Annotated in this window: 12 protein-coding genes; 1 reads left to right on the top strand and 11 read right to left on the bottom strand. The window is 57.8% G+C overall.

The genetic code is table 11. From position 1 onward, the window contains the following. Window position 1: 1 nt before the first annotated feature. The 11 genes from AC0L23_RS27535 to rfbC form a co-directional block, all read right to left on the bottom strand. Window positions 2-1,504, bottom strand: coding sequence for an oligosaccharide flippase family protein (locus AC0L23_RS27535; RefSeq protein WP_473297962.1), 1,503 nt, complete (start codon window positions 1,502-1,504; stop codon window positions 2-4). Window positions 1,505-1,526: 22 nt separating this feature from the next. Beyond that, a complete protein-coding gene (locus tag AC0L23_RS27530; protein WP_473297960.1) occupies window positions 1,527-2,591 on the bottom strand; it encodes a Gfo/Idh/MocA family protein in 1,065 nt (354 codons plus the stop codon). A gap of 290 nt (window positions 2,592-2,881) precedes the next feature. Next, window positions 2,882-3,394, bottom strand: a complete 513-nt coding sequence (locus AC0L23_RS27525; protein WP_247282838.1) for a glycosyltransferase — start codon at window positions 3,392-3,394, stop codon at window positions 2,882-2,884. A gap of 638 nt (window positions 3,395-4,032) precedes the next feature. Next, complete coding sequence (locus tag AC0L23_RS27520; RefSeq protein WP_247282837.1) at window positions 4,033-5,349, bottom strand: HlyD family type I secretion periplasmic adaptor subunit; 1,317 nt, start codon at window positions 5,347-5,349, stop codon at window positions 4,033-4,035. Between the two features lie 107 nt (window positions 5,350-5,456). Continuing rightward, window positions 5,457-7,670: a peptidase domain-containing ABC transporter gene (locus AC0L23_RS27515; protein WP_473297957.1), complete on the bottom strand. Its 2,214-nt coding sequence runs from the start codon at window positions 7,668-7,670 to the stop codon at window positions 5,457-5,459. After that, complete coding sequence (locus AC0L23_RS27510; protein ID WP_018456747.1) at window positions 7,648-7,971, bottom strand: hypothetical protein; 324 nt, start codon at window positions 7,969-7,971, stop codon at window positions 7,648-7,650. The genes AC0L23_RS27515 and AC0L23_RS27510 overlap by 23 nt, the downstream gene beginning before the upstream one ends. Window positions 7,972-7,981: 10 nt before the next feature. Continuing rightward, entirely contained in the window at window positions 7,982-15,256 is a 7,275-nt protein-coding gene (locus AC0L23_RS27505) for a DUF4082 domain-containing protein (protein WP_473357553.1), read from the bottom strand. A gap of 112 nt (window positions 15,257-15,368) precedes the next feature. Then, window positions 15,369-16,256, bottom strand: coding sequence for a glucose-1-phosphate thymidylyltransferase RfbA (rfbA, locus tag AC0L23_RS27500; RefSeq protein ID WP_473297953.1), 888 nt, complete (start codon window positions 16,254-16,256; stop codon window positions 15,369-15,371). Beyond that, window positions 16,165-17,154: a dTDP-4-dehydrorhamnose reductase gene (rfbD, locus tag AC0L23_RS27495; protein ID WP_473297951.1), complete on the bottom strand. Its 990-nt coding sequence runs from the start codon at window positions 17,152-17,154 to the stop codon at window positions 16,165-16,167. The genes rfbA and rfbD overlap by 92 nt, the downstream gene beginning before the upstream one ends. Before the next feature lie 7 nt (window positions 17,155-17,161). Further along, window positions 17,162-18,220, bottom strand: a complete 1,059-nt coding sequence (gene rfbB, locus AC0L23_RS27490) for a dTDP-glucose 4,6-dehydratase (RefSeq protein WP_473297948.1) — start codon at window positions 18,218-18,220, stop codon at window positions 17,162-17,164. Window positions 18,221-18,234: 14 nt separating this feature from the next. Beyond that, window positions 18,235-18,792, bottom strand: a complete 558-nt coding sequence (rfbC, locus tag AC0L23_RS27485) for a dTDP-4-dehydrorhamnose 3,5-epimerase (RefSeq protein WP_018456753.1) — start codon at window positions 18,790-18,792, stop codon at window positions 18,235-18,237. A gap of 347 nt (window positions 18,793-19,139) precedes the next feature. On the opposite strand from rfbC, the gene AC0L23_RS27480 reads away from it, so the two are divergent. Continuing rightward, complete coding sequence (locus AC0L23_RS27480) at window positions 19,140-21,473, top strand: AAA family ATPase (RefSeq protein WP_473298015.1); 2,334 nt, start codon at window positions 19,140-19,142, stop codon at window positions 21,471-21,473. Window positions 21,474-21,479 lie beyond the last annotated feature (6 nt).

Genomic DNA, 21,479 nt, shown 5'->3' with positions numbered 1-21,479 from the left:
CTCACAGGGCCGAACGCGATGGCCTCAGCTTCGGTGCAACACGGGCCAGACTAGCTGCAGCGAGATGGAGCTGATGCAGCAGCGGGTGGCCGGTCAGCAGCAGCCCTAGGCACCAGCAAAGCGCCGCAGCACACAATCCCGAGGCCAAACCGGCAAATGACGTCAGGATTCCCTGTTCCGTCAGCGCCGCGCAGCCGAATGTGCCCAATGCTGTTATCGCTGTGACGACCCCACTCTTCATCAGCGCTCGAGCAATGTCCGTTGGTTTAAGGCCTAGGTGCCGGCCGATAAAATAGATCGCAACTGCAGCTTGGAAGGGCAACGTCAAAACGGCGGAGGCGGCGACAGCCTGCACACCGAAGAAGGATGCGCAAAAAATTACAAGAAGCGACGGAGGTAGGGAGATGAAGGAGGAGATCAAAGCGTCCCGCACGCTTCCAACCGCTACAAGCATGGGATAACTCAAGCACGCTGCAAAAAGCGCCATGTTTGCGATGCAGAGCAGCCGCACGAGAGGCACGACCTCCAGCCACGTCTCGCCGAGCCAGATCGCGATGATCGGTCGCGCCATAAGCGCCACGAATATCAGGAACGGCCAGTGCGCGGCGGAAAGCAGCTCGATCGCCTCGAGATAGATGGCCTTCAGGTCGTCCCCCGCTTCGCGCCTTGCGACAATCGCCGGCATGATCACAGGGTTCAATACTTGCGTAACGAGCTTGTCGAACGTTTGCGTTAGGTTAATCGCGCGGCTGTACAGACCGACGGACATAAAGTCCAGAGTTCTTGCAAGGAATAGCTGGGGCGCCAGATTGTAGAACACGTTGATGACGCTAACCCCGCTGGCATAAAGGCCAAAGCTGACGATCTCGCGGTATTTGAGGAGCGAGGGACGCAGTGCGTTTAAGTCCCGATGACTGGCGAGCAGCGCCAAGGTCAAAATCACGCTTCCCGTCAGGGCTCCCCAGACCGGCGCCATATAGCTGAATCCCGCCATCGCTAGCCCGATCGAGACCAGAGCAACAGCCACACCCGCGGCGAAGTTGCAAATGGCTAACGTGCCGAACTTCATGTCCCGGCGCAGCAAGGCCGAAATTGTCCCTGACACTGGTGCCAGGAAAAAATTCATCGCCGACACCTCAATGCCCCTCTTGAGACCGTCCTGGGCGAAAAGATCTGAGAGCGCGCCTGCAAGAACAAACAGAAGAAGCGCTATGGCCACTGAGATCCCGAGCGAGATGGTGAAAGCTGAGCGAACATCGGCTGGAGATAGATCACGCTTCTGAATCAGATAGTTTCCGCCCCCGAACTCCTGAAAGGATGCACCAATTACCGCGGTGACGGCATTGACGACCGCGTACACTCCGAATTCCGCGGGCGACAGCAGACGAGAGAGAACCGCGGTAGCGACCAGGAACAGCACAAGACTGCCATAGCGATCGACCGCCGAAAACAGGATGGAGCGTTGTACCGCACTAATCGCAAGACCGTCGCGCTGTTCGCGCATTTGAATATCGCCCGCCAATGATTCAGACCGTTGCCGTCGCACGTTCCGGGGCCCTGCGCGGCTGGCGTTTCAGCAGGACCGGTTTGCCATGCTCGGCGATCGAGCGGGATGCAGCCTCCAGGACCTCGATCACCCGCAGTCCGGACATGCCACTTGAAATCGGTCGCGTCCCGCTGCGCACACAATCGATAAAGTGGTCGACCTCGACCTGCAGCGCTTCCTTCGGGGACACGTGGGGAGCCCACATATCGCCAGCCCGATAACCGATCCGGAATTGATGGGCTTTGTCGGAGGGGCCATCAACTGTGATGCCCTTGTCATATACCTTGATCTTTTCCGTCGGTTCAAGATCGTCGTAAACGATCATCTTCTTGCTGCCTCCGATGAACGTCTGGCGGACTTTGATTGGCGAGAGCCAGTTGACGCTAATGTGGGCTACACACGCGCTATCGAAGAACAACGTTATATGAGCCATGTTTTCCGGCGAGCCGACCACATGGCATGATCCTGTCGCCGAAACGGCAACGGGCTGCTCATCGAAGATATAGTGGATGATCGAAATATCGTGCACCGCCAAGTCCCAGATCACATTGACATCGCTCTGGAACAAGCCAAGGCTCGCGCGTGTGCTGTCGTAGTAGTAGACATTACCGAGCTCTTTCTTGACCAAGAGTTCGCGGATTTTCCGCACCGCGGGCGTGTAGATGAAAGTGTGGTCCACGCTCAATATCAGGCATCGCCGAGCCGCCTCATCGATCAGGCGTCGGGCCAGATCTGAATTTTGTGCAAGCGGCTTCTCCACCAGAACGTGCTTGCCCGCCTTCAGTGCGGATAGAGCCAGTTCATAGTGTGTATTAACCGGCGTAGCGACGGCGACGGCATCGACGGCAGGGTTCTTGAGCAGCTCGTCGCAGGAGGACGTCGTTATCACCCCCGGATAAAGCCGCTTGCTTGCCGCGAGCTTTTCCGCATCAAAGTCGCATACGCCCACTAGACGAACCGAGGGATGAGCAGCGAAATTGCGGACCAAGTTCGGTCCCCAATAGCCGTATCCGATAACTCCAATTCCTATTGTGTCGTTCGACATAACTGCACCAGTGGTTTGAAATCGGGTGAAATGTAGAATTTACTTGGCTATGGCTTTCGGTTGCTCTGGCGATAGCCGAACTGCTGGCCAATACCCAGTCGAAAATGAACGCCGGCACACGCGCAGTGTATCTCCGACATTCCATCTCACGATCATGGAGGATACGTCGAGCATGGCTGCGCGTTCATTCGGCAGTCCTCGTTGTTGGTAAATGCACCCCTTCCATCATCGTTCCGGCGTGACCGGCGAGGAGAAGAGGCTCGACCGTCTTGTAGCTCCATATTGACCGCCTAAGCTGAAGCGCTGGTAGGTTGTGAACGGATATGTCCTGTTTCAATAAAAGTCCGAATTGTCAGGATCAGCTGTGGTGATGCTTCACCACCAAGGCGCTCGCACCGGTTGAGGACGTCCAATTGATCGAGTTTGTCGGATAATTCCCTTTCCTCGAAAGCGACCTCAATCCGGCCCTGTGCGGCGAACTGTTTTGCCGTTGCGACCTGATGATCGTTTCGGTGTTCGCCCAAGCTCGCACGACGCGGCATGACAATGATTCGCTTTCCAAGTTCGAGGGCGGTGATAATGGAGCCCATGCCTGCATGAGCGATCACGAGGCTTGCCGCCTCAACGCAATTCCTGAATCCACCGGGGTCAACAAATCGTTCGGTGCGGATGTGCTTGCACTGATGCTTTGATGGCCCGATCTGAGCGAAAACATCGCTTCTCGCCCGTGCACCGGCCCAATCGTCGACCGTTTGGATCAGACGGTCAAACTGGACTTGCGTACCGACGGTTACGAAGATCATGACACGCTCCTTCATAGCTAAGCGCTTGGCAAGCAGTCTTGGTCCTGATGTATCGCCGCCACATGCGCTGCCGGCTGCGCATGGCCTCTCTCGCGAGAGCCACGGTCTCGGTGTCATGTTTCGAATATCGACGCTGCGCGCGCATCACGGCTCCTGCGAGGAAACACGACCATTCAAATTATTTAATTTCGGTATTTGATTTATATTTTCATAATACAGAGGCGACTTTTATTTTCAAGTGATTAAATTACCGGATTTTTAAAATACATAATCTCCTGCAGACCCCGGGTATATTTGAGTAATTTCGCGTAAGGCGGATTAATCGAGGCCAGATAAGCCATGTTCTCGATTATTATTCTGCACCTCAGCGGCCGACGCGCTTTGCAGTCTCGATGCGCAGAACATTCCAGGCGATCGGTTCGCCGCAGCACGTGGCTCTGCCGGGTGTCAGTCCCTTCGCAACACCGGTGTGGCGCGGACCAGGCGACGTTCGTCTTCGTCGGCCCCTGGCTCGCGCCGTGAGCCCTGTGCAAAGTGAGACAGGCAGATCGCGCATTACCAATCGTCTGCAATTCATGCGAAGCGTGCTGCCATGCCGTTGGAATTGCTTTCATTGAATCGCTGTTGGCGCTGAATGCCTAGTACTCCCGGATGCTTTCATCCAGACCGCGAAGCAAGGGGTACAGGAAATAAGAAATCACGGTGCGCTTGCCGACTTTCAGTTCGGCCGTCACCGCCATACCCGGAATCAGTTGAATGCGCTCAGCCGGCAGCCGAAGGTGCGTGTCGGACAAATCGACCAGTACGCGGTAATAGGGAGCTGGCGCGCGGCGCGCACCTTCGGCCTTCGGATCGGGCGAGAACGTGTCCTGGCTGATGACGCGGACCTCGCCCGTTGCCGTTCCATATTTCTGGAAAGGAAACGCTTCGAACTTGATCCGGACCGCTTGTCCAAGCGCCACCTGACCGATATCCCGACCCTCGACATTGACCTCCGCCTGGAGAGGCACATCACGAGGAACCAGGACAAACAGCGTTTCCGCTTCGCGAACCACCGAGCCGACTGTGCGGTTTGCGATGTCCAGCACCACGGCATCTGCCGGCGCCTGCAGGACGATCAGCTGCCGACGACGGTCGGCTTTCTTCAATTCCTCTGCTGCGCTGTTGCGCTTCGGCAGCGTCTCTGCCAGTTCCTGATAAGTGGTGCGACGAAACTCCTCGGTGAAGACCTTCTGGTCAGCGCGGGCCTTGTCCAGCCGATGGGTCGTATCGGCGATACTGCCACGAACGCGCGCCAGATTGCTCTCAACCTCGAGCCGTGCATCGCGAGACAGTAGAAAGTTCAGCCTCGAACCGACCTCTTTGTCCATCAGCGTGGTGCGCATGGCTTCAATTGAACGCATCGTATCGAGTCGCTGAAGGAGAACCGTCTCTTCGTCCTGCGCTGTCTTCAGATTGGCTCGAGCGGAAGCGATCTGTGCGTCATAGTTCTGGATCTGCGCCTCATAGGCGGCTCTCCTCTGCAAGAACAACTTGCCCTGCAGGATTTGGTCAGCATTTGTGAGCTCCTTGGCGGCATACTCCGTTCCATTCACTTCGGCGCCCAGGCGATCGATCGACGCATCGAAACCAGCCACCCTGCCGCGCAATTGATCGAAATCAGCCTGCGAGAAGGTCGGATCCAGCGTAGCCAGAACGTCGCCGCGGTTGACGCGATCACCGGCCTTGACGTGGATCTCGCGTATGACCGACGTTTCCAACGGCTGTACGACCAGGTTTGGACGTGTCGTGGTCAATTTCCCCTGCGCCGTGACGATCATCTCCACTTGCGAAACGGATGCCCAGGTGACCGCGAAGGCAATTAGCCCAAGCACGCTGTAGAGGGTAAGACGCGCGAGCCGCGGCGGCGCTTGCTGCTCGACTTCGGTTGCATCCGACTGGAATTCGGCGATCACAGGCGCTCGCCTCGGCACCGGCCTGAATAGCTTCCGCCGTCGCTCGACCGTTCTGGCCAGGACCAGACCGTTCGTGTTCGCGTCCGTCCGTGGTTGCCTTGGCTCCATCATGCAATCTGTTTCATCTGTTGGTTCCACAAATGCCTGTAGATGGTGCATTTCGACAGGAGGTGGTCGTGGCGGTCCACGTCAACGATTCGGCCGCGGTCCATCACCAGGATCCGGCTTGCTTCAGTCAGCATTGACAGCCGATGCGAGACGATGATGACGGTGCGCCCTGCTGCCAAACGGCGGAGGTTGCGCTTGATGATCATTTCGCTTTCGGAATCGAGGGCACTCGTCGCCTCATCGAAAATCACGATCCGTGGATTGACGATCAGAGCCCTCGCAATCGCGAGCCGCTGCTTCTGCCCGCCGGACAGATTCGAGGCATCTTCCTCGAGCATGGTGTCGAAGCCACGGGGCAACCGCTCGATGAACTCGTCGGCGCCTGCGAGCTGTGCAGCAGCGACGACTTCGGCGAATGTCGCGTCCCGTTTCACGCATGCGATATTGTCGCGGACCGTCCCTCGAAACAGGAAATTATCCTGCAAGACGATTCCGAGGTTTCGGCGCAGGTGTGCCAAGTCGAGTTCCCTCGAATCGTATCCGTCAACACGGAGCAGCCCCTGTTGCACCGGATACATGCCCGAAATCAGCCTTGTGAGCGTCGTCTTGCCGGAGCCGCTTCGGCCCACGATCCCGAAGATCGAACCTGGCTCGACGGTGAAGGAGACATCATCGAGCGCCGGCGCTCCCTCAGCTCCGTAGCGAAAAGAAACACCTTCGAACTCGATTTTTCCGGCGAAGTCGGGCCGCAGCCCATCTTTCTTGCCATCTCGCTCAGGCTTCTGATTCATCACCTCGCCGAGCATTTTCACCGCAAGAGCAACTTCCTGGTATTCGTGCACCATGGTCACGAGTTGGACCAGTGGTCCGGAGACCCTGCCGGCCAACATGTTAAACGCGACCAGCGCGCCGATTGTCATTTCTCCAGCGAAGACATCGAGTGCTCCGACAGCGATGATCCCAAGTGTCATGATCTTCTCGAGAAATCCGGTGAGCGCCTGGGCACCGGCGGAAATCTTCTCGACACCGAATCGCATGGTAATCGACTGTGCACAGCGGCTATCCCAAATCCTGCCCTGCACGGGCTCCATCCCCAGCGACTTCACCGTGCGCATACCGTGAACTGTTTCGACGAGGAGAGCCTGCCGCGCACCTTCCGCCTGGTAAAGATCGTAAAGACGTCGCCGGAAAGGGCCCATGAGCAGGCCGACAACAGCACCGCTCGCGGCAGTGAAGGCCAAAACCATAAGTGTCAACTTGACGCTGTAGATCGCAAGTACCGGCAGGAAGACGAATAGCGAAAGCGCGTCGAGGGTGGTTAAGAATAGTCGGCCGGTCAGAAACTCACGGATCCGCGCCGCTTGCTGCATGTGCTTGACTAAGACCCCCGCTGCCATGTGCTCGAAGAAGGTGACCGGCAGCCCGAGGAGATGACCGAACGTCTTTGTAGCAACTCGAATGTCGACCTTATTGGTCGCATAAAGTAGCAGGTAGCGCCGCAGAAAGCCGAATATCGCGTCAAAGACGAGTGCTGCGGCCGCGCCTGCCGCGAGTACGTAGAGCGTGGTGTAGCTCTCGTGAACCAGAACTTTGTCGATGACGAGCTGGAAAAAGATCGGGACGACGAGGCCCAACGCATAGAGCATGACGGCGGCAATCGCGACGTCCCTGAACAGTCGCCATTGAAGAAGCAATTCCGGTACGAACCACCGGAGGCCGAAATTTCTGCGCCCATCCTGTGTCAACTGCTCGCGCTTGATCAGGATGGTGTCCCCGGCCCATTGGGCACAGAATCGGTCCCGGTCGACAACCAAGACCTCGTCCTTGCGGTCGGCGAGCGGGTCGAAGACGCTGACGACCTCAGTGCCCTCAGCTCCCTGTCCTGCACCAAGGACAACGATCCAGTTGCCATTGGTTAGCCGCGTCAACGCCGGATAGGCTTCTCCGAGACGGATCAGCGCACCCCACTCGATTTTCGTGCTTCTCGCGCGCAGACCTGCATCCTTGGCCATGCGCAACAGAAGGTTCAACGAGAGCGGAGCGGCTACGGCATAGGCGTGCTTCAGACGCTCGACCGGCAGGTCGATCCCATGATAACCGGCAATCTTGGACAGGCACTCCAATGCCGTCTGCGTCGCCAATCCAGACGGGTCCACAACCCGGCCTTTCGCGCCACCAGCGGCGTCGATTTCACCGGAAGTTCGAAGAGACATTATGAGACCGTGGCGTGCTGGGCGCGAGCGCATCGCGTACGACCGACGTACTGTTGTGCGACTCAGCTGGCTGATTTCGCCGGACTACGCCGGCGTCGACCAACCCTTGAAGCGCCTTCTGCATCACATCGACCGAATTGGCGAAGGATTCGACCGAAAAGATCAGCCGCTGAGAAAACACGCGTTTCGGGACATTGTTGGCGTCACGCTCCGTCGGTGAAAGACTAACCAGATCGACGCGGACGATGGTTCCGCTAACGGTAATTTCTTCGATTCCGTCGGTATAAAGTTCGGCGTGCATCTGGTATCTCCTATGCTGCGAGCTGCTGCCTGAAAACCACATCAACGCCGTAGCTCGTTGCGTTGTAAGTGTTGTTTGGAAATAGGCTATCCGTCCCATACGCAAACACACCGTTGCCTGCGATCGATGCCGAGGATGGAGCCGTCAGAGGTCCGTTGGTAATTGCGCTGGCGAGGAGGCCCGGATCAGCCGCGTAATTTCCCGCGGTGTGATAGGAGGCGACGTAGGTGGTTCCCGGCATGATCGTCACGGGCGTGGCAAAATTGACCTGCTGCCAGCCGCCGGCCGTTTCGCTGGTAAATGTCGCGGTTGCCAGCAAATTCCCAGTGCTGCTCCAAAGATCCGCAACGTGGGTGCCCGTGTTGGACGGCCCCTTGTAAAAGCGAATGCCGACAACATCGCCTGGGGTAGACGTCTGAAACTTGACGCCCAGTTCCACTGAATTTGGATCATTGGCTGCCACAATGCTAGGCACCTGACTTGCGCTGAACAGGCCCACAGTCGTCGAAGACGCAGCGGTCACATTGAGAGCGACGGATGTACTGGCGGTGCCACCATGGCCGTCGGAGATGCTGTAGTTGAAGGACGCCGATCCCGTGTAGCCGGTCGTCGGAGTGAAGCTCACGCTGTTGCTTTGGGCGTTGAAGCTGGCAACGCCATTCACACCGCCGCTCGCGCCCGTGATCGTGAGCTTATCGCCATCGGGATCGGTGTCGTTGGCAAGCAGTACCGAGGTCGGTATCGCGAAGGGGACGTTCTGCGTGGCGTAGAGGCCGCTGTCGTTTGCAGCGACTGGTAGCTGGTTGGCGCCGCCGCTCAAGCTGTTGAACATGACATCCACCCAGTAGTTGGCGGCTTTGTAGGTGTTGGTCGGGAACAGATTGCTCGTTCCGTAGGTGTAGACGCCATTGATGTTGGCAGGAGCCGTGAGCGGACCACTGGTGCGAGCGGTGGTGAAGTAGCTGGTGCTGGAGGCATAGTGGCCGTTGCTGTGAAAGCTCGCGACGTAGGGGATGCCAGCGGCGATCGACACGGGATTGCTGAACGTGACGGTCTGCCAGCCACTGCTACCCTCGTTGGTGAAGGTCGCGCTCGCCAGTAGCGTGCCGGTGCTGCTCCACAAGAAGCCCGTATGAGTCCCGGTGTCATTTGCGCTCTTGTAGTACTTGATGCCAGTGATCGTGCCTGCCACGGAGGAGGTGAATTGCACGCCAAGGTTGACTTGCGACGTATCGGAATTCGACAGAATGGCCGGCGTGTCCGAGTTCGAGAACAGGCTCACGGATGAGGACGCTGTCGTCACCGCGAGATTGAACGTCTCGCTGGCTGACAGACCGCCGAAATCGGAGACCGATGTCTTGACGCTGAGGGTGCCAGCACTGGTGGACGTTGGTGTCCCGCTGAAGGTCCGAGTCGAGGCATCGAAGGTCAGCCATGCGGGAAGTGCCGTGCCATCGGCGGCGGTCGCCGTGTAGGCCAGCGAATCCCCGGAATCGACGTCGGTGAAGGTGCCCGCAGGCAGCGTTAAGGAGAATGACGTGCCGACTGTCGCGGTCTGATCGCCGGTCTGGACGGCCAGCACTGGTGCGTCGTTGGCGCCATGAATGGTAACGGTGAGCGTTGTCGATGACGTGGCGCCGGCGGTGTCGCGCATCGTGTAATTGAACACGTCGGCGAGCGTGTTGGTCGACAGCCGCAAGGCCTGCACGGCCGGATCCGTCTCGCTGACCGTGTACGTGAAGGTGCCCGAGGCATTGAGCACCAGGCTGCCATGCGCTCCAGAGAGCGCTGAACCGAGTGCACCACTGGTCGAGCCGAAGCTAAAGGCGGTGACCGTCTTGGTATCGTTCGCATCGGGATCGGTATCGTTGGTCAGCACGTTGCCGGTGGCCGCCGTGCCACCGGTGCTGTTGTTCACGCCGCCCTTTTCGGTGGCGTCACCGACGTCAGCAACCGCGGTTGGCGGTGTATTGTTGGTGGTCGAGGATCCGCTGAACACGATGTCGACCCAGTAGTTGGCGGCTTTGTAGGTGCTGGTCGGGAACAGATTGCTCGTTCCGTAGGTGTAGACGCCATTGATGTTGGCAGGAGCCGTGAGTGGACCGCTAGTGCGAGCGGTGGTGAAGTAGTTGGCGGTGGCAGCATAATGGCCGTTGCTGTGAAAGCTCGCGACGTAGGTGGCGCCAGCCGCGATCGACACGGGATTGCTAAACGTGACGGTCTGCCAGCCACTGCTACCCTCGTTGGCGAAGGTCGCGCTCGCCAGCAGCGTACCGGTGCTGCTCCACAACGAGCCCGTATGAGTCCCGGTGTCATTTGCGCTCTTGTAGTATTTGATGCCAGTGATCGTGCCTGCCACGGAGGAGGCGAATTGCACGCCAAGGTTGATTTGCGACGGATCGGAATCCGAAAGGATTGCCGGCGTGTCCGAGTTCGAGAACAGGCTCACGGATGAGGACGCTGTCGTCACCGCGAGATTGAACGTCTCGCTGGCTGACAGACCGCCGAAATCGGAGACCGATGTCTTGACGCTGAGGGTGCCAGCACTGGTGGACGTTGGTGTCCCGCTGAAGGTCCGAGTCGAGGCATCGAAGGTCAGCCATGCGGGAAGTGCCGTGCCATCGGCGGCGGTCGCCGTGTAGGCCAGCGAATCCCCGGAATCGACGTCGGTGAAGGTGCCCGCAGGCAGCGTTAAGGAGAATGACGTGCCGACTGTCGCGGTCTGATCGCCGGTCTGGACGGCCAGCACTGGTGCGTCGTTGGCGCCATGAATGGTAACGGTGAGCGTTGTCGATGACGTGGCGCCGGCGGTGTCGCGCATCGTGTAATTGAACACGTCGGCGAGCGTGTTGGTCGACAGCCGCAAGGCCTGCACGGCCGGATCCGTCTCGCTGACCGTGTACGTGAAGGTGCCCGAGGCATTGAGCACCAGGCTGCCATGCGCTCCAGAGAGCGCTGAACCGAGTGCACCACTGGTCGAGCCGAAGCTAAAGGCGGTGACCGTCTTGGTATCGTTCGCATCGGGATCGGTATCGTTGGTCAGCACGTTGCCGGTGGCCGCCGTGCCACCGGTGCTGTTGTTCACGCCGCCCTTTTCGGTGGCGTCACCGACGTCAGCAACCGCGGTTGGCGGTGTATTGTTGGTGGTCGAGGATCCGCTGAACACGATGTCGACCCAGTAGTTGGAAGCTTTGTAGGTGCTGGTCGGGAAAATGCTTCCGGATCCGTAGCCATAGACACCATTGCCGCTAGCCGGAGCCGTTAACTGGCCGTTGGTAAGCGACGTCGTGAAATAGTTCTGCGTACCGGAATAATTATCGTTCGTGTGGTAGGACGCGACGTAGGTGGTGCCTGCCGTGATGGCCACAGGAGTGGAGAAGTTGACCTGCTGCCAGCCGCTGGCTGTCTCGTTCGTGAACGTGGCAGTCGCAAGCAGGGTACCGGTCGAGCTCCAGAGATCCGCAACATGGGGACCGGTATTCAAAGATCCCTTGTAGAAGCGCAGGCCGGTTATTGTCCCGTTCACGGATGAGGTAAACTTGACTCCAACTTCGACGGGGCTGGTATCGCCGGAATTGGGGGCCCCTGGCGCATCATTGGTGCCGAACAGACTCTGCGCAGAGACTGGATAACTGACGTTGAGCGATACCTGGCCAGACCCGCTTTGCCCACTCGTGTCCGTGATCGTATAGGTGAAACCCGCTGTCCCGGCATAACCATTGGCAGGGGCAAAAGTCGCGGTCTGATTTTGCGAATTGTAGCTTACGCTTCCATTGACCGGATTACTGACGCCACTAAGTGAGAAAGCCAATCCGGACGGGTTGGTGTCGTTCGCGAGCAGCGTTGATGCCGGAATGTTCAGCACACCATTTTGACTAACCGTGAAGCCGCTGTCCCCGTTAGCTTGTGGTGACGTCGTGCCGGAATCAGAGAAAACGACGTCGACCCAGTAATTTGCGGCCTTTGTAGAGGAAACGTCGTCGGGGAAGATCGGGCCACTGCCATAGGCAAAGACGCCGTTGAGGCTGCTGCCAGGCGCAGTGAGCGCCCCTTTCGTAAGGCCTCCATAGTTGATGAAGTAGAAATCAGTTGAGGAATAGTGGCCGGTGTTCGTGTGATAGGAAGCAACATACGTCACGCCAGCGTTCACACTGATAGGCGTGGCGAAATTAACCTGCTGCCAGCCGCTCGCCGTTTCGTTGGTGAAGGTGGCGCTCCCAAGCAGGGTGCCGTTTGTGGTCCAGAGATCACCGATGTGAGTGCCAATGTTCTCAGACGCTTTGTAGAAACGAATGCCGGTGATCTTGCCCGACACGGTGGGGACGAATTTGACACCAAGCTCAACTGAGCCGGAATCGTCGTTCGAGATCACCGTGGGCGTATCGGCAATGCTGAAGAGTGTCAGGTTGGAAGACGGATTGACGGTGTAAGTAACACCTGCAGCGGGTGTTTCCAGGTTCAGGCTATCGTCTACCGCCCTGGTCTTGAGATTATATGTCCCCTGAGCGCCTGTGACGAACGTGTATGACCACGTCGCGTTCGCCGCACCGACGTTGCTGGTGGAGGGATGCCAGGTTGCGCCACCATCGGTGGAAACCTCGACTCCGGCAATCTTTCCACCTGCGTCAGTGGCCGTCCCCGTCACTGTGATCGATTGCCCCGCGGCAACGGTGGCAGCCGAGAGATTCGTGATGCCGGAGGTCGGCGCTGTAGCGTCTGTCGATTGGGTCGCGATCGTCAAGCTCGCTTGCAGCGTCCCCGGCTGAACCCCCATGTCGGCGAACAGATTGACCATCGCCTGCTGTACATTGGGATCCACCGGAGTCGCCGGCCCGTCGTGGTCGCTAGCAAGCCCCCACGACCAGTTGATTGAACCGGCCGAGAATATCAGTGCACCACTAACGGGATCCCGATGCACTACGAGATTGTGGGTCGCTGTGCCATTTGCGAACGTGTTGCCATAGTCAAGGAGATACTGTCCATTCACCTGCACTGTTGAAGATGAGACATTGACCAAACCGGCTGGGCGGAATCCGTTGTCGGGTGCGACGTCCCATTCGACGCCTAAAAGGCCCGGTACGAGCGAGGCGGTCTGCCCGGGAGCCGTTTGCCCGACAGCTGTATTGCGCCAGAAACGCAATTGGGTCATCGGATACGGTATCGTGATAGTGTCATACCGAAATGCGTTGACTGCGAACAATGTACCGGTCAACTCATTCGCGGGAAGAGGCGGACCGAACCGCGGATCAGCGAAATTGCCGGTCGCCCGTCCTGTCGGATCAATCAACGCATTTGCATGCGTATCCTTGTAGCTGATGAGTGTGCGGTTGGCTGATCCGCTCCCGTCGATGCTGGGCGCCAACCTTGTTTTCCAGAAGATCTCGTTGCCTGTGAGAAACGCAAGGTTCACGCCGGCATGCGCCGCGGCCTCTACGTTAGCGCGCTGAGCTTCGGTCCAATACTCGTCATGCCCCGCGTCCATGAAGATCTTATGGTTCAGCAACAACGAGCCGTTTGTCGCAGCGTCGATTCCAGAAATGTAGGAGACATCGTACCCGTTTTGCTCGAGCCACTGAATGGCCGCAAACTCGGCCGTGAACGGGGAGTCTCCCCCCTCGGAAAAGGTTCCCTCGCCGTCACGCGTTACTAAGGGGCGATTGTAACTGACCGCGAAGGCTGATCCGTTGATGCCCGGGCCGTTCCCGAAATAAAGGTTGGCCCCTCCCCAGCCGTTGTAGGCTTGCCAGTCTTCATCACTTGTCTGGAGGACGATGTCGCTGTGCGAAGCGTCGTTCCTTATGATGAACGGGATCTGGAAAATTTCGGTGCCGTTGACGACGTTGGCGATGTAGACGCCCGAGACCGCATCGGTTGGCACGCTCCAGGAGTCGGTCACGCTCCAATTGCCGGCATCTACTAGGCCCTTAGATGGGTCCGTCAATGGAGCGGGTTGGACGACGGAAGCTGCGGCCTGATGCTGCAGGCTCGTAACCATCCTGGCACCATCACCGCCGTAATAGCCCAGCCGGTAAACATCGACGCGATAGTTCGGATTGCCGGTCAGGTTGTTGATCTTGAATTGGACCGTCCCGCCGACATTGGCGCTGATTGCTGTCGCAAATCCCTGGGTCAGATGCGAATTGCCGCCCGGCTGGATCTGCCAGACACTTTTCCGCGTACCTGGCTTCTGGTTTTCCAGTACGATGGGATTTGTGGGTGGATCGGAGACAATGGTGCCTCCCTGCCCGTCGCTTCTGAAATTCCAATTCGAGTCCATCCCCGAGAACAGCAAGGTGACATTGGCCGCACCATTGCTGAAATCGACCACGCTGATATTCGAGCTGTTGTCATAATGGACAGTCGCCGACATCGACGATGTGAAGGGCAGATCCTTCAAGTCGATGAAGTTCTCTGGCGAAAGCGGTGCCCCCGGCGATGAACCGGCAATCAACCCCTGGAACTTGGCCGACTGGTCGAGGACAAGTGTGCCAACCCCCGTATCGAACGACACGGTTATGCCAGAGAACGATCCATTCAAGAATTGCCCGGAAACCGAACCTCCGATCTCCAGGATCGCCTTGTCTGAAATTTCGAAAGATCCCGTGCCGCTGACGTGACCCTTGATGTCCCCCGCAGCAATGCGATTGCCAAGGAATGCCCCAGCGTCGACAGTCCCATTGTTCACTGCATCGTCTTCGACGATAAAGGGCGACCCGGCACCGAACGAAAGCGTCGCGCCGGCATCAACGACCAGGCTCTCGATATCAACGAGGGCCGTGCTGGTGCCGACATACGCTCCCGCCGCATCGAGGAAGGCAGAGTCAATGATGCCCCGGACGCCGGCGCTCCAGTTCGTAGCGACATTCCAGACTCCGTCCCTCGAATTGTTCCAGTGAGTGGTGCCCGGTGTCGAAACCGATGATGATGTCGGCGGCGTCCCTTCGTTTGCCACAGATGGGAACGTCGGGACCAAACCCAGATGGCGGCTCGTCAAAGACGTCGAAGACAGCAGAGCAGACAATCGCGACTGGGAAGATGCCGCGAAGAGGCGGGGCACAACGCAGCGTAGGTCCGGCGGGTCGCCCGGACTGGCCCGAGACGATTGCGGGAAGAAAGTGGCGTCACTTGGTGGCAAATTAGCAAACGGCGGATCCCACCGGCCGGGCGGATCGGAGCCATCGAATGCATTCCCGAACGAGGCTTCTCGCCAAAAGGCGGGAATATCTTCCCCTGGAAAAACGGCCCGGGCTCCCCGACCGAAGACGCTCGCCTTTTGAACCAGCATGGCTATACCGATTAAATAAATCGCCAATATATATTTTAATTCTATTTTAAACTGCCAGTCAATTCAATGCGCGTAGATTTTAACATAACTCCAAATATGGACTGAGGGCCATTTAGTGCGAAACGAAATGCGGTAGCCGAGTGATTTCGTTCAGATATTTGCCGTAGCCGCTCTTCTCCAACGGTTGCGCCAGCGCGAGAAGTTGATCACGATTGATGAAGCCGAGTCTGAAGGCGACCTCCTCGAGACAGGCGATCTTCATTCCCTGCCGCTTTTCCAGGGTCTGTACGAACGTCCCGGCATCGATGAGCGACTCAACCGTGCCGGTATCCAGCCAGGCGAACCCCCGCCCCATGCGCTCAACATGTAGCGTTTTGGCCGCAAGGTAGCGCATCTGAAGATCGGTAATCTCGAGCTCTCCGCGCGACGATGGCTCGACGCGACGAGCGTAGCGGATAACGCGATTATCGAAGAAATACAGCCCGGTGATTGCCCAATTCGAAGCTGGCCGTCTGGGTTTCTCCTCGATCGATACTGGGCGGTCCGCCTCATCAAACGCGACGACGCCGTAACGTTCTGGGTCCCGCACGTGATAAGCAAAAACTGTTGCGCCTTCCTCACGTCCTGCCGCCCTGGCAAGCAGTTCGCTCAGGCCATCGCCGAAGAAAATATTGTCACCAAGCACCATCGCCACACGATCGCTTCCAATGAAATCGGCACCAACAATGAAGGCGTCCGCGAGACCGGCGGGACGGGTTTGCTCCGCGTAGCTGAGCCGAATGCCCCACTGGCTGCCGTCCCCCAGCAACAGCTCGAACTGACACCGGTCTGAAGGCGTGGTGATAATCAGAATTTCGCGGATCCCTGCCAACATCAGCGTCGACAGAGGATAGTAGATCATCGGCTTGTCATAGATCGGGAGCAACTGCTTGCTGACCACGCGCGTGATCGGATAGAGGCGCGTTCCGCTGCCGCCAGCCAGCACGATTCCCTTCAACATCGGTTTCTCCTTCTCCGACTAGCTGGTCGAGACAGGCTTCGAGCGAATGGCGCCAAGGCGGCAATCGAATCCCGAACACGCGTTCGGCCTTGGATGAATCCAGGCGCGAGTTTCGGGGTCGACGCGCAGCGGTCGGAAACTCTTCCGTCGTGATCGCCTCGAGCGCCGGAACCCGCGCTCCACGACGGGAAATCTCGTCGAAGATTGCCTTCGCAAAGTCGTGCCAGCTTGTCTCGCCCTGCCCGGTGAGATGAAAGATGCCGGCTGCTGCCCTGCGATCGACTGTTACTGACCGTTCTGCGATCTGAAGGATAGCCTCCGCGAGGTCGTATGCGTAGGTCGGATTTCCGTGCTGGTCTCGGACAACCCTTACGATGGGCTGCGTCCCGCATAACCGCAACATCGTTCGAACGAAATTGCAGCTATAGGGGCTGTAAAGCCACGAGCATCTGATCACGGTCGCGAGCGGGTGCGCGGCCAATACAGCAGCTTCGCCGGCAAGCTTCGACACGCCGTAGACATTTAACGGCGCGGGAATGTCGCTTTCGTCGTACGCATCCGGTTTTGCGCCGTCGAACACATAGTCGGTCGAGAGATGGATGAGTGGAACATTCATCTGCCAAGCGACATTTGCCAGCGTTGCCGCACCATCGCGGTTGATGCTGAACACTTTCGCCGCTTCAGATTCGGCCCGATCAACAGCCGTATAAGCGGCCGTATTGATTATTGCAGACGGCGCGATCGACGCGATGAGCTTATCGATCCCTTCGCGGTTCTCCAGATCGAGTTCTCGGTGCCCGAGAGCCACCGCGGGCAGACCGCGCATCGCAGCGAGATCACGAAGACACTTTGCCAACTGACCGTTCCGCCCGGCAATGAGGATGGGTCGATCTGTCATCTTCACCTCAATGTTGAGCAGCGAGCAGACCCAGACGCGAGCCGTCATAGACACCGCAGCGAGCACGCTGCCACCATGCACGATTGTCGAGATACCATCCGACTGTTTCGGCCAAGCCCTGTTCGAAGGTCCTCGTCGGTTCCCAGCCTAGTTCGCGATGTGCCTTCGACGCGTCGATCGCATAGCGCGCATCATGTCCTGGACGATCCGGCACGAACCTAATGAGAGATCGTCTCGCTCCCGCGCCCGGGGACAACCGATCCACCACGTCACAAATCCGGGTGACCACCTCCAGGTTGGATCGCTGGCCATCTCCGCCGAAATTGTACTTCTCGCCCGGTCTTCCTTCGTACAGAAGTCTTATCAAGCCAGCGGCATGATCATCGACATGAAGCCAGTCGCGAATATTTCTGCCGTCGCCATAGACCGGTAGCGGCTTCCGGTCGAGCGCATTGATGATCGTCAGCGGGATGAGCTTTTCCGGGAACTGGTACGGCCCGTAGTTGTTCGAACAATTCGATACGATGACCGGAAGACCGTAGGTTCGAAACCACGCGAGTGCGAGGTGGTCCGAGGCCGCCTTGCTCGCCGAATATGGCGAACTCGGGCTGTAGGGCGTGTCCTCGCGAAACAAGTCCTCCGGGCCCAATGACCCGTAGACTTCGTCGGTCGATACGTGGATGAAGCGGAACTGCTTGCGCCGCGGAAGCGGCAGACGTTCGTAGTAGGTCCTGGCCGCCTCCAACAGCGTGTAGGTACCAACTATATTGGTGCTGACGAAGGCCTCGGGTCCGGTGATCGAACGGTCGACGTGGCTTTCGGCGGCCAGGTGTATGATCGCATCCGGCTCGTAGTCGGCGAACGCGAGATCCATAGCGTCTCGATCGCAGATGTCGGACTGCAGGAATGCATAAGACCCCAGCCCCTCGATGCTCGTCAGCGAAGTCAAGTCGGCTGCGTATGTCAACTTGTCGATGTTGACCACAGCGGCACTGGTCTGCAGCACCAAACGGCGACACACAGTAGAACCGATGAAGCCCGCTCCGCCGGTCACTAGGATACGCATTCTACTCATCTCCACTATTCGAAAATGCAAGCAAGCTGGTTGAGCGTAGGCAAAATCTGGTCCTTTGGCGATATCTGAGCCTCTGACGGTGTGACGGGCCACTTGATCGCTAGTGCGGGATCAGCCCAATAGACGCCGCCGTCATGGCTCGGGGCGTAGACCTGATCGACCTTGTACAAGACCACGGTCTTGGGCTGCAGCGTACAGAAACCATGCGCGAATCCCTTCGGAATGAACACCTGCTCACCGCTTTCGCTATCCAACTGGATGGCGATGTGCTTGCCAAAGTCGGGCGATGAACGTCGGAGATCAACGGCAATATCGAGAATGGCCCCATTCAACACCCGTATGAGCTTGGCCTGGGCGAAAGGCGGTCGCTGGAAATGCAAGCCGCGCACCGTGCCGATCCGATCTGAGCTGGACTGATTATCCTGAACGAAGTCATGCAAGATTCCCTTCTCGGCAAAAGCCGATCGCTGAAAGGTCTCACAGAAGTAGCCGCGGCCGTCGGAAATGCGATCTGCTCGAATTACTTTGACATCGGGGATAGCCAAGGATCGCAGTTCCAGCATTAGGCACCTCCTGCCGGCCCTTAATTTCAATCGGGTTTCAAGCAGCGGACCATAATCATCGATAGAATTAATTTTTACGTCCGCCAATCCGCCTTTGAACGCTCACATTATTTTCGATCCAAATACGATGTGCTGCAAGCTACGGAAATATCGTCTGTTTTGTCGGCACCGCGCCGGGGCGACTGCCTCGTCCCTGTTTGTATCTCCCCTAATTAATATAAGATTTATTTAATTTGGCAAGCAGATTTTTTTAATGTATATAATCTCCCAGCGCCCGGACGTCCTGCCTGAACGTTGGTCTACGGGCGGGCGGCCCCAACGTGACCCCACCGTCGGACAGGTACGTGATGCTCCAGAACAATCTTCAACACACGGATAGACTGCGGCTGCCGGTGAACCTGGCTCAACCCGCTCAGGCAGACGGCGGAGGAATCAGCGACGTCATCAATTACGGCATCGGGCTTCTACGACGCCAATATTTCGTAATCCTTGTCACTGCTGCACTCGCAATTGCGGCCAGCATGCTCTATCTCCGTTTGGTGACTCCAACCTATACGGCGCAGGTTCAGATCCTGTTGGCTAATCCAAGGCCCCTATTTGTCCAGCAGCAATCACTGCTCGCCGAGACGGCTTTCGATCTCAATCAAATCGAGACCCAGCTTCAGCTCCTGAGATCAAAGGCTACCGCGGTCGCGGTCATCGACCAGTTGAAACTGGCTGACGATCCGGACTTTAGTGCGTCAGGGCTATCTCTACAGTCGCTCTGGCAACGAATTCGGTCATGGGCACCGACTGGATCGAGGAAAGATAACCCGCCCGATACGAAGGGCGAACCATCGGACGCTCTCGTAGACGCATTTCTGAGTCGGCTTTCAACAGGGCGTGTCGGGTTCAGCAACGTCATTGAGATCAATTTCAGTTCGAGCAACGCAGCCCGAGCCGCGGAGATCGTCAACGCGGTAGCCAATACCTATGTTGCGGACCAGCTCAATGCAAAATTCGATGCCAATCGCAGGGCAACAAGCTGGCTGCAGGAGAGGCTGCGCGATCTCGGTGACCAAGCCCTCGCTGCACAACGTGCCGTCGATGTCTACAAGGCCCAGAACAATATCGTGTCTTTGGACGGAAAGCCCATCGACGAGCGGCAGATCACAGAAATCAACAATCGACTGGCTGCCGCACGCGCCCAGACCTCTGAGGCCACGGCCAAGTTGGCTCGGTATGAATCTCTCCTTACCTCCGATCCGCAAAAGCCGCCCCCGATGATCAATCTGGATGCTATCGGGGCCGATGCAACAAACAGTCAGATCATTACGGGGCTCCGCCAACAATATCTGGAACTCACGCGGCGAGAGGCCGAGTTGACAGCCAGGGTCGGTCGCGACCACCTGGCGGTTGTCAGTGTCCGTAACCGCATCCGGGAATTTCGCGCCTCCATCTTCGACGAGGTCAAGAGACTTGCCGAAGTCAGCCGAAGCGAATTCGAGTTCGCCAAACAGCGGCAGGAAGAAATCGAAAAGCAGCTGGCCAAGGCCGTCTCTCAGTCCCGTTCAGTCAATTCTGCTGAGCTGACTATCAAGGATCTGGAGAGCCGAGCAAAGGGCTTGCGGAGCTTGCACGAGACTTTCCTGCAGCGTTACATGGGCTCTGCACAGCAGGAGACATTCCCCATCTCGGAAACGCGGGTCGTTTTTCCTGCTTCGCCGCCGCCGAGCAAGAGCAAGCCTAAGACAAGGTTGGTGCTGACGCTCGGGATCCTCGGCGGTCTCGCGCTGGGCATCGGCTTGGCGCTGCTCAGAGACGTCATGGACCGCGTCTTTCGTACCTCTTCACAAGTGGAAACCGTGCTGGAATTGCCTTGCATTTCTTCGGTCCCATTGCTACCGGCCCGCAAATCCCCGAAGCCATCGGTTCGTCTCCAGCAAACCGATGATGATGTTCAGCAACGGATAGTTTCGTCGCCGACCGCAGTTCATCGGACCGTGGTCGGGATGCCGCTTTCTCGATATACCGAGGCAATTCGCTCCATCAAGCTAGCCATCGACCACAATCCGGCAAAAATCTCCTCCCAGGTCATCGGGATTACCTCGGCCCTACCGAATGAGGGCAAGACCACGATTGCTGCCTCGCTCGCGCAATTGATCGGGCACACGGGCAAGAAAGCCATCATCGTCGATTGCGACCTCAGGAATCCCTCGCTATCTGCTATCTTTGCGCCCAAAGCCCTCGCCGGAATCATCGAAGTTGCAAACGGCAGCCGCTCCCTCGCGGACGCAATTTGGCGGGATCCGACAACCAATCTTGCATTTCTACCCGCCGTGCGGCGGGGACCTCTGCTTCACACCAGCGAAATTCTTTGCGCCGACGCGATAAGCAAGTTGTTCGATCGTTTGCGAGCTGACTATGACTACGTCATCGTCGACCTTCCTCCCCTGACCCCCCTAGTTGATGTCCGAGCCACTTCATCTCTAATAGACTGCTACATTCTCGTTGTTGAATGGGGCCGGACCAAAATAGATGTCGTGCAGCACGCATTGCACACGGCACCCAACATTCACGAATCGCTGATTGGGGCGGTTCTCAGCAAAACGGATACCAAGGCCATGGCTCGATATGACGGACATCGGAGCTACTACTATCATGATAGCCACTACATCCGTTATGGTCTTTCCGGGTCTTAAGGCTGT

The organism is Bradyrhizobium sp. MI1.4, assembly GCF_055811315.1.
The sequence above is the reverse complement of the archived record's forward strand: the minus strand, read 5'-3'. Positions and strand labels throughout refer to the sequence as shown.

Excerpts from the sequence above, each read along its gene's own strand:
- AC0L23_RS27535 (WP_473297962.1), bottom strand. The coding sequence starts at position 1,504 with ATGCGCGAACAGCGCGACGGTCTTGCGATTAGTGCGGTACAACGCTCC.
- AC0L23_RS27530 (WP_473297960.1), bottom strand. The coding sequence starts at position 2,591 with ATGTCGAACGACACAATAGGAATTGGAGTTATCGGATACGGCTATTGG.
- AC0L23_RS27525 (WP_247282838.1), bottom strand. The coding sequence starts at position 3,394 with ATGATCTTCGTAACCGTCGGTACGCAAGTCCAGTTTGACCGTCTGATC.
- AC0L23_RS27515 (WP_473297957.1), bottom strand. The coding sequence starts at position 7,670 with ATGTCTCTTCGAACTTCCGGTGAAATCGACGCCGCTGGTGGCGCGAAA.
- AC0L23_RS27510 (WP_018456747.1), bottom strand. The coding sequence starts at position 7,971 with ATGCACGCCGAACTTTATACCGACGGAATCGAAGAAATTACCGTTAGC.
- AC0L23_RS27505 (WP_473357553.1), bottom strand. The coding sequence starts at position 15,256 with ATGCTGGTTCAAAAGGCGAGCGTCTTCGGTCGGGGAGCCCGGGCCGTT.
- rfbA (WP_473297953.1), bottom strand. The coding sequence starts at position 16,256 with ATGTTGAAGGGAATCGTGCTGGCTGGCGGCAGCGGAACGCGCCTCTAT.
- rfbD (WP_473297951.1), bottom strand. The coding sequence starts at position 17,154 with ATGACAGATCGACCCATCCTCATTGCCGGGCGGAACGGTCAGTTGGCA.
- rfbB (WP_473297948.1), bottom strand. The coding sequence starts at position 18,220 with ATGCGTATCCTAGTGACCGGCGGAGCGGGCTTCATCGGTTCTACTGTG.
- rfbC (WP_018456753.1), bottom strand. The coding sequence starts at position 18,792 with ATGCTGGAACTGCGATCCTTGGCTATCCCCGATGTCAAAGTAATTCGA.
- AC0L23_RS27480 (WP_473298015.1), top strand. The coding sequence starts at position 19,140 with ATGCTCCAGAACAATCTTCAACACACGGATAGACTGCGGCTGCCGGTG.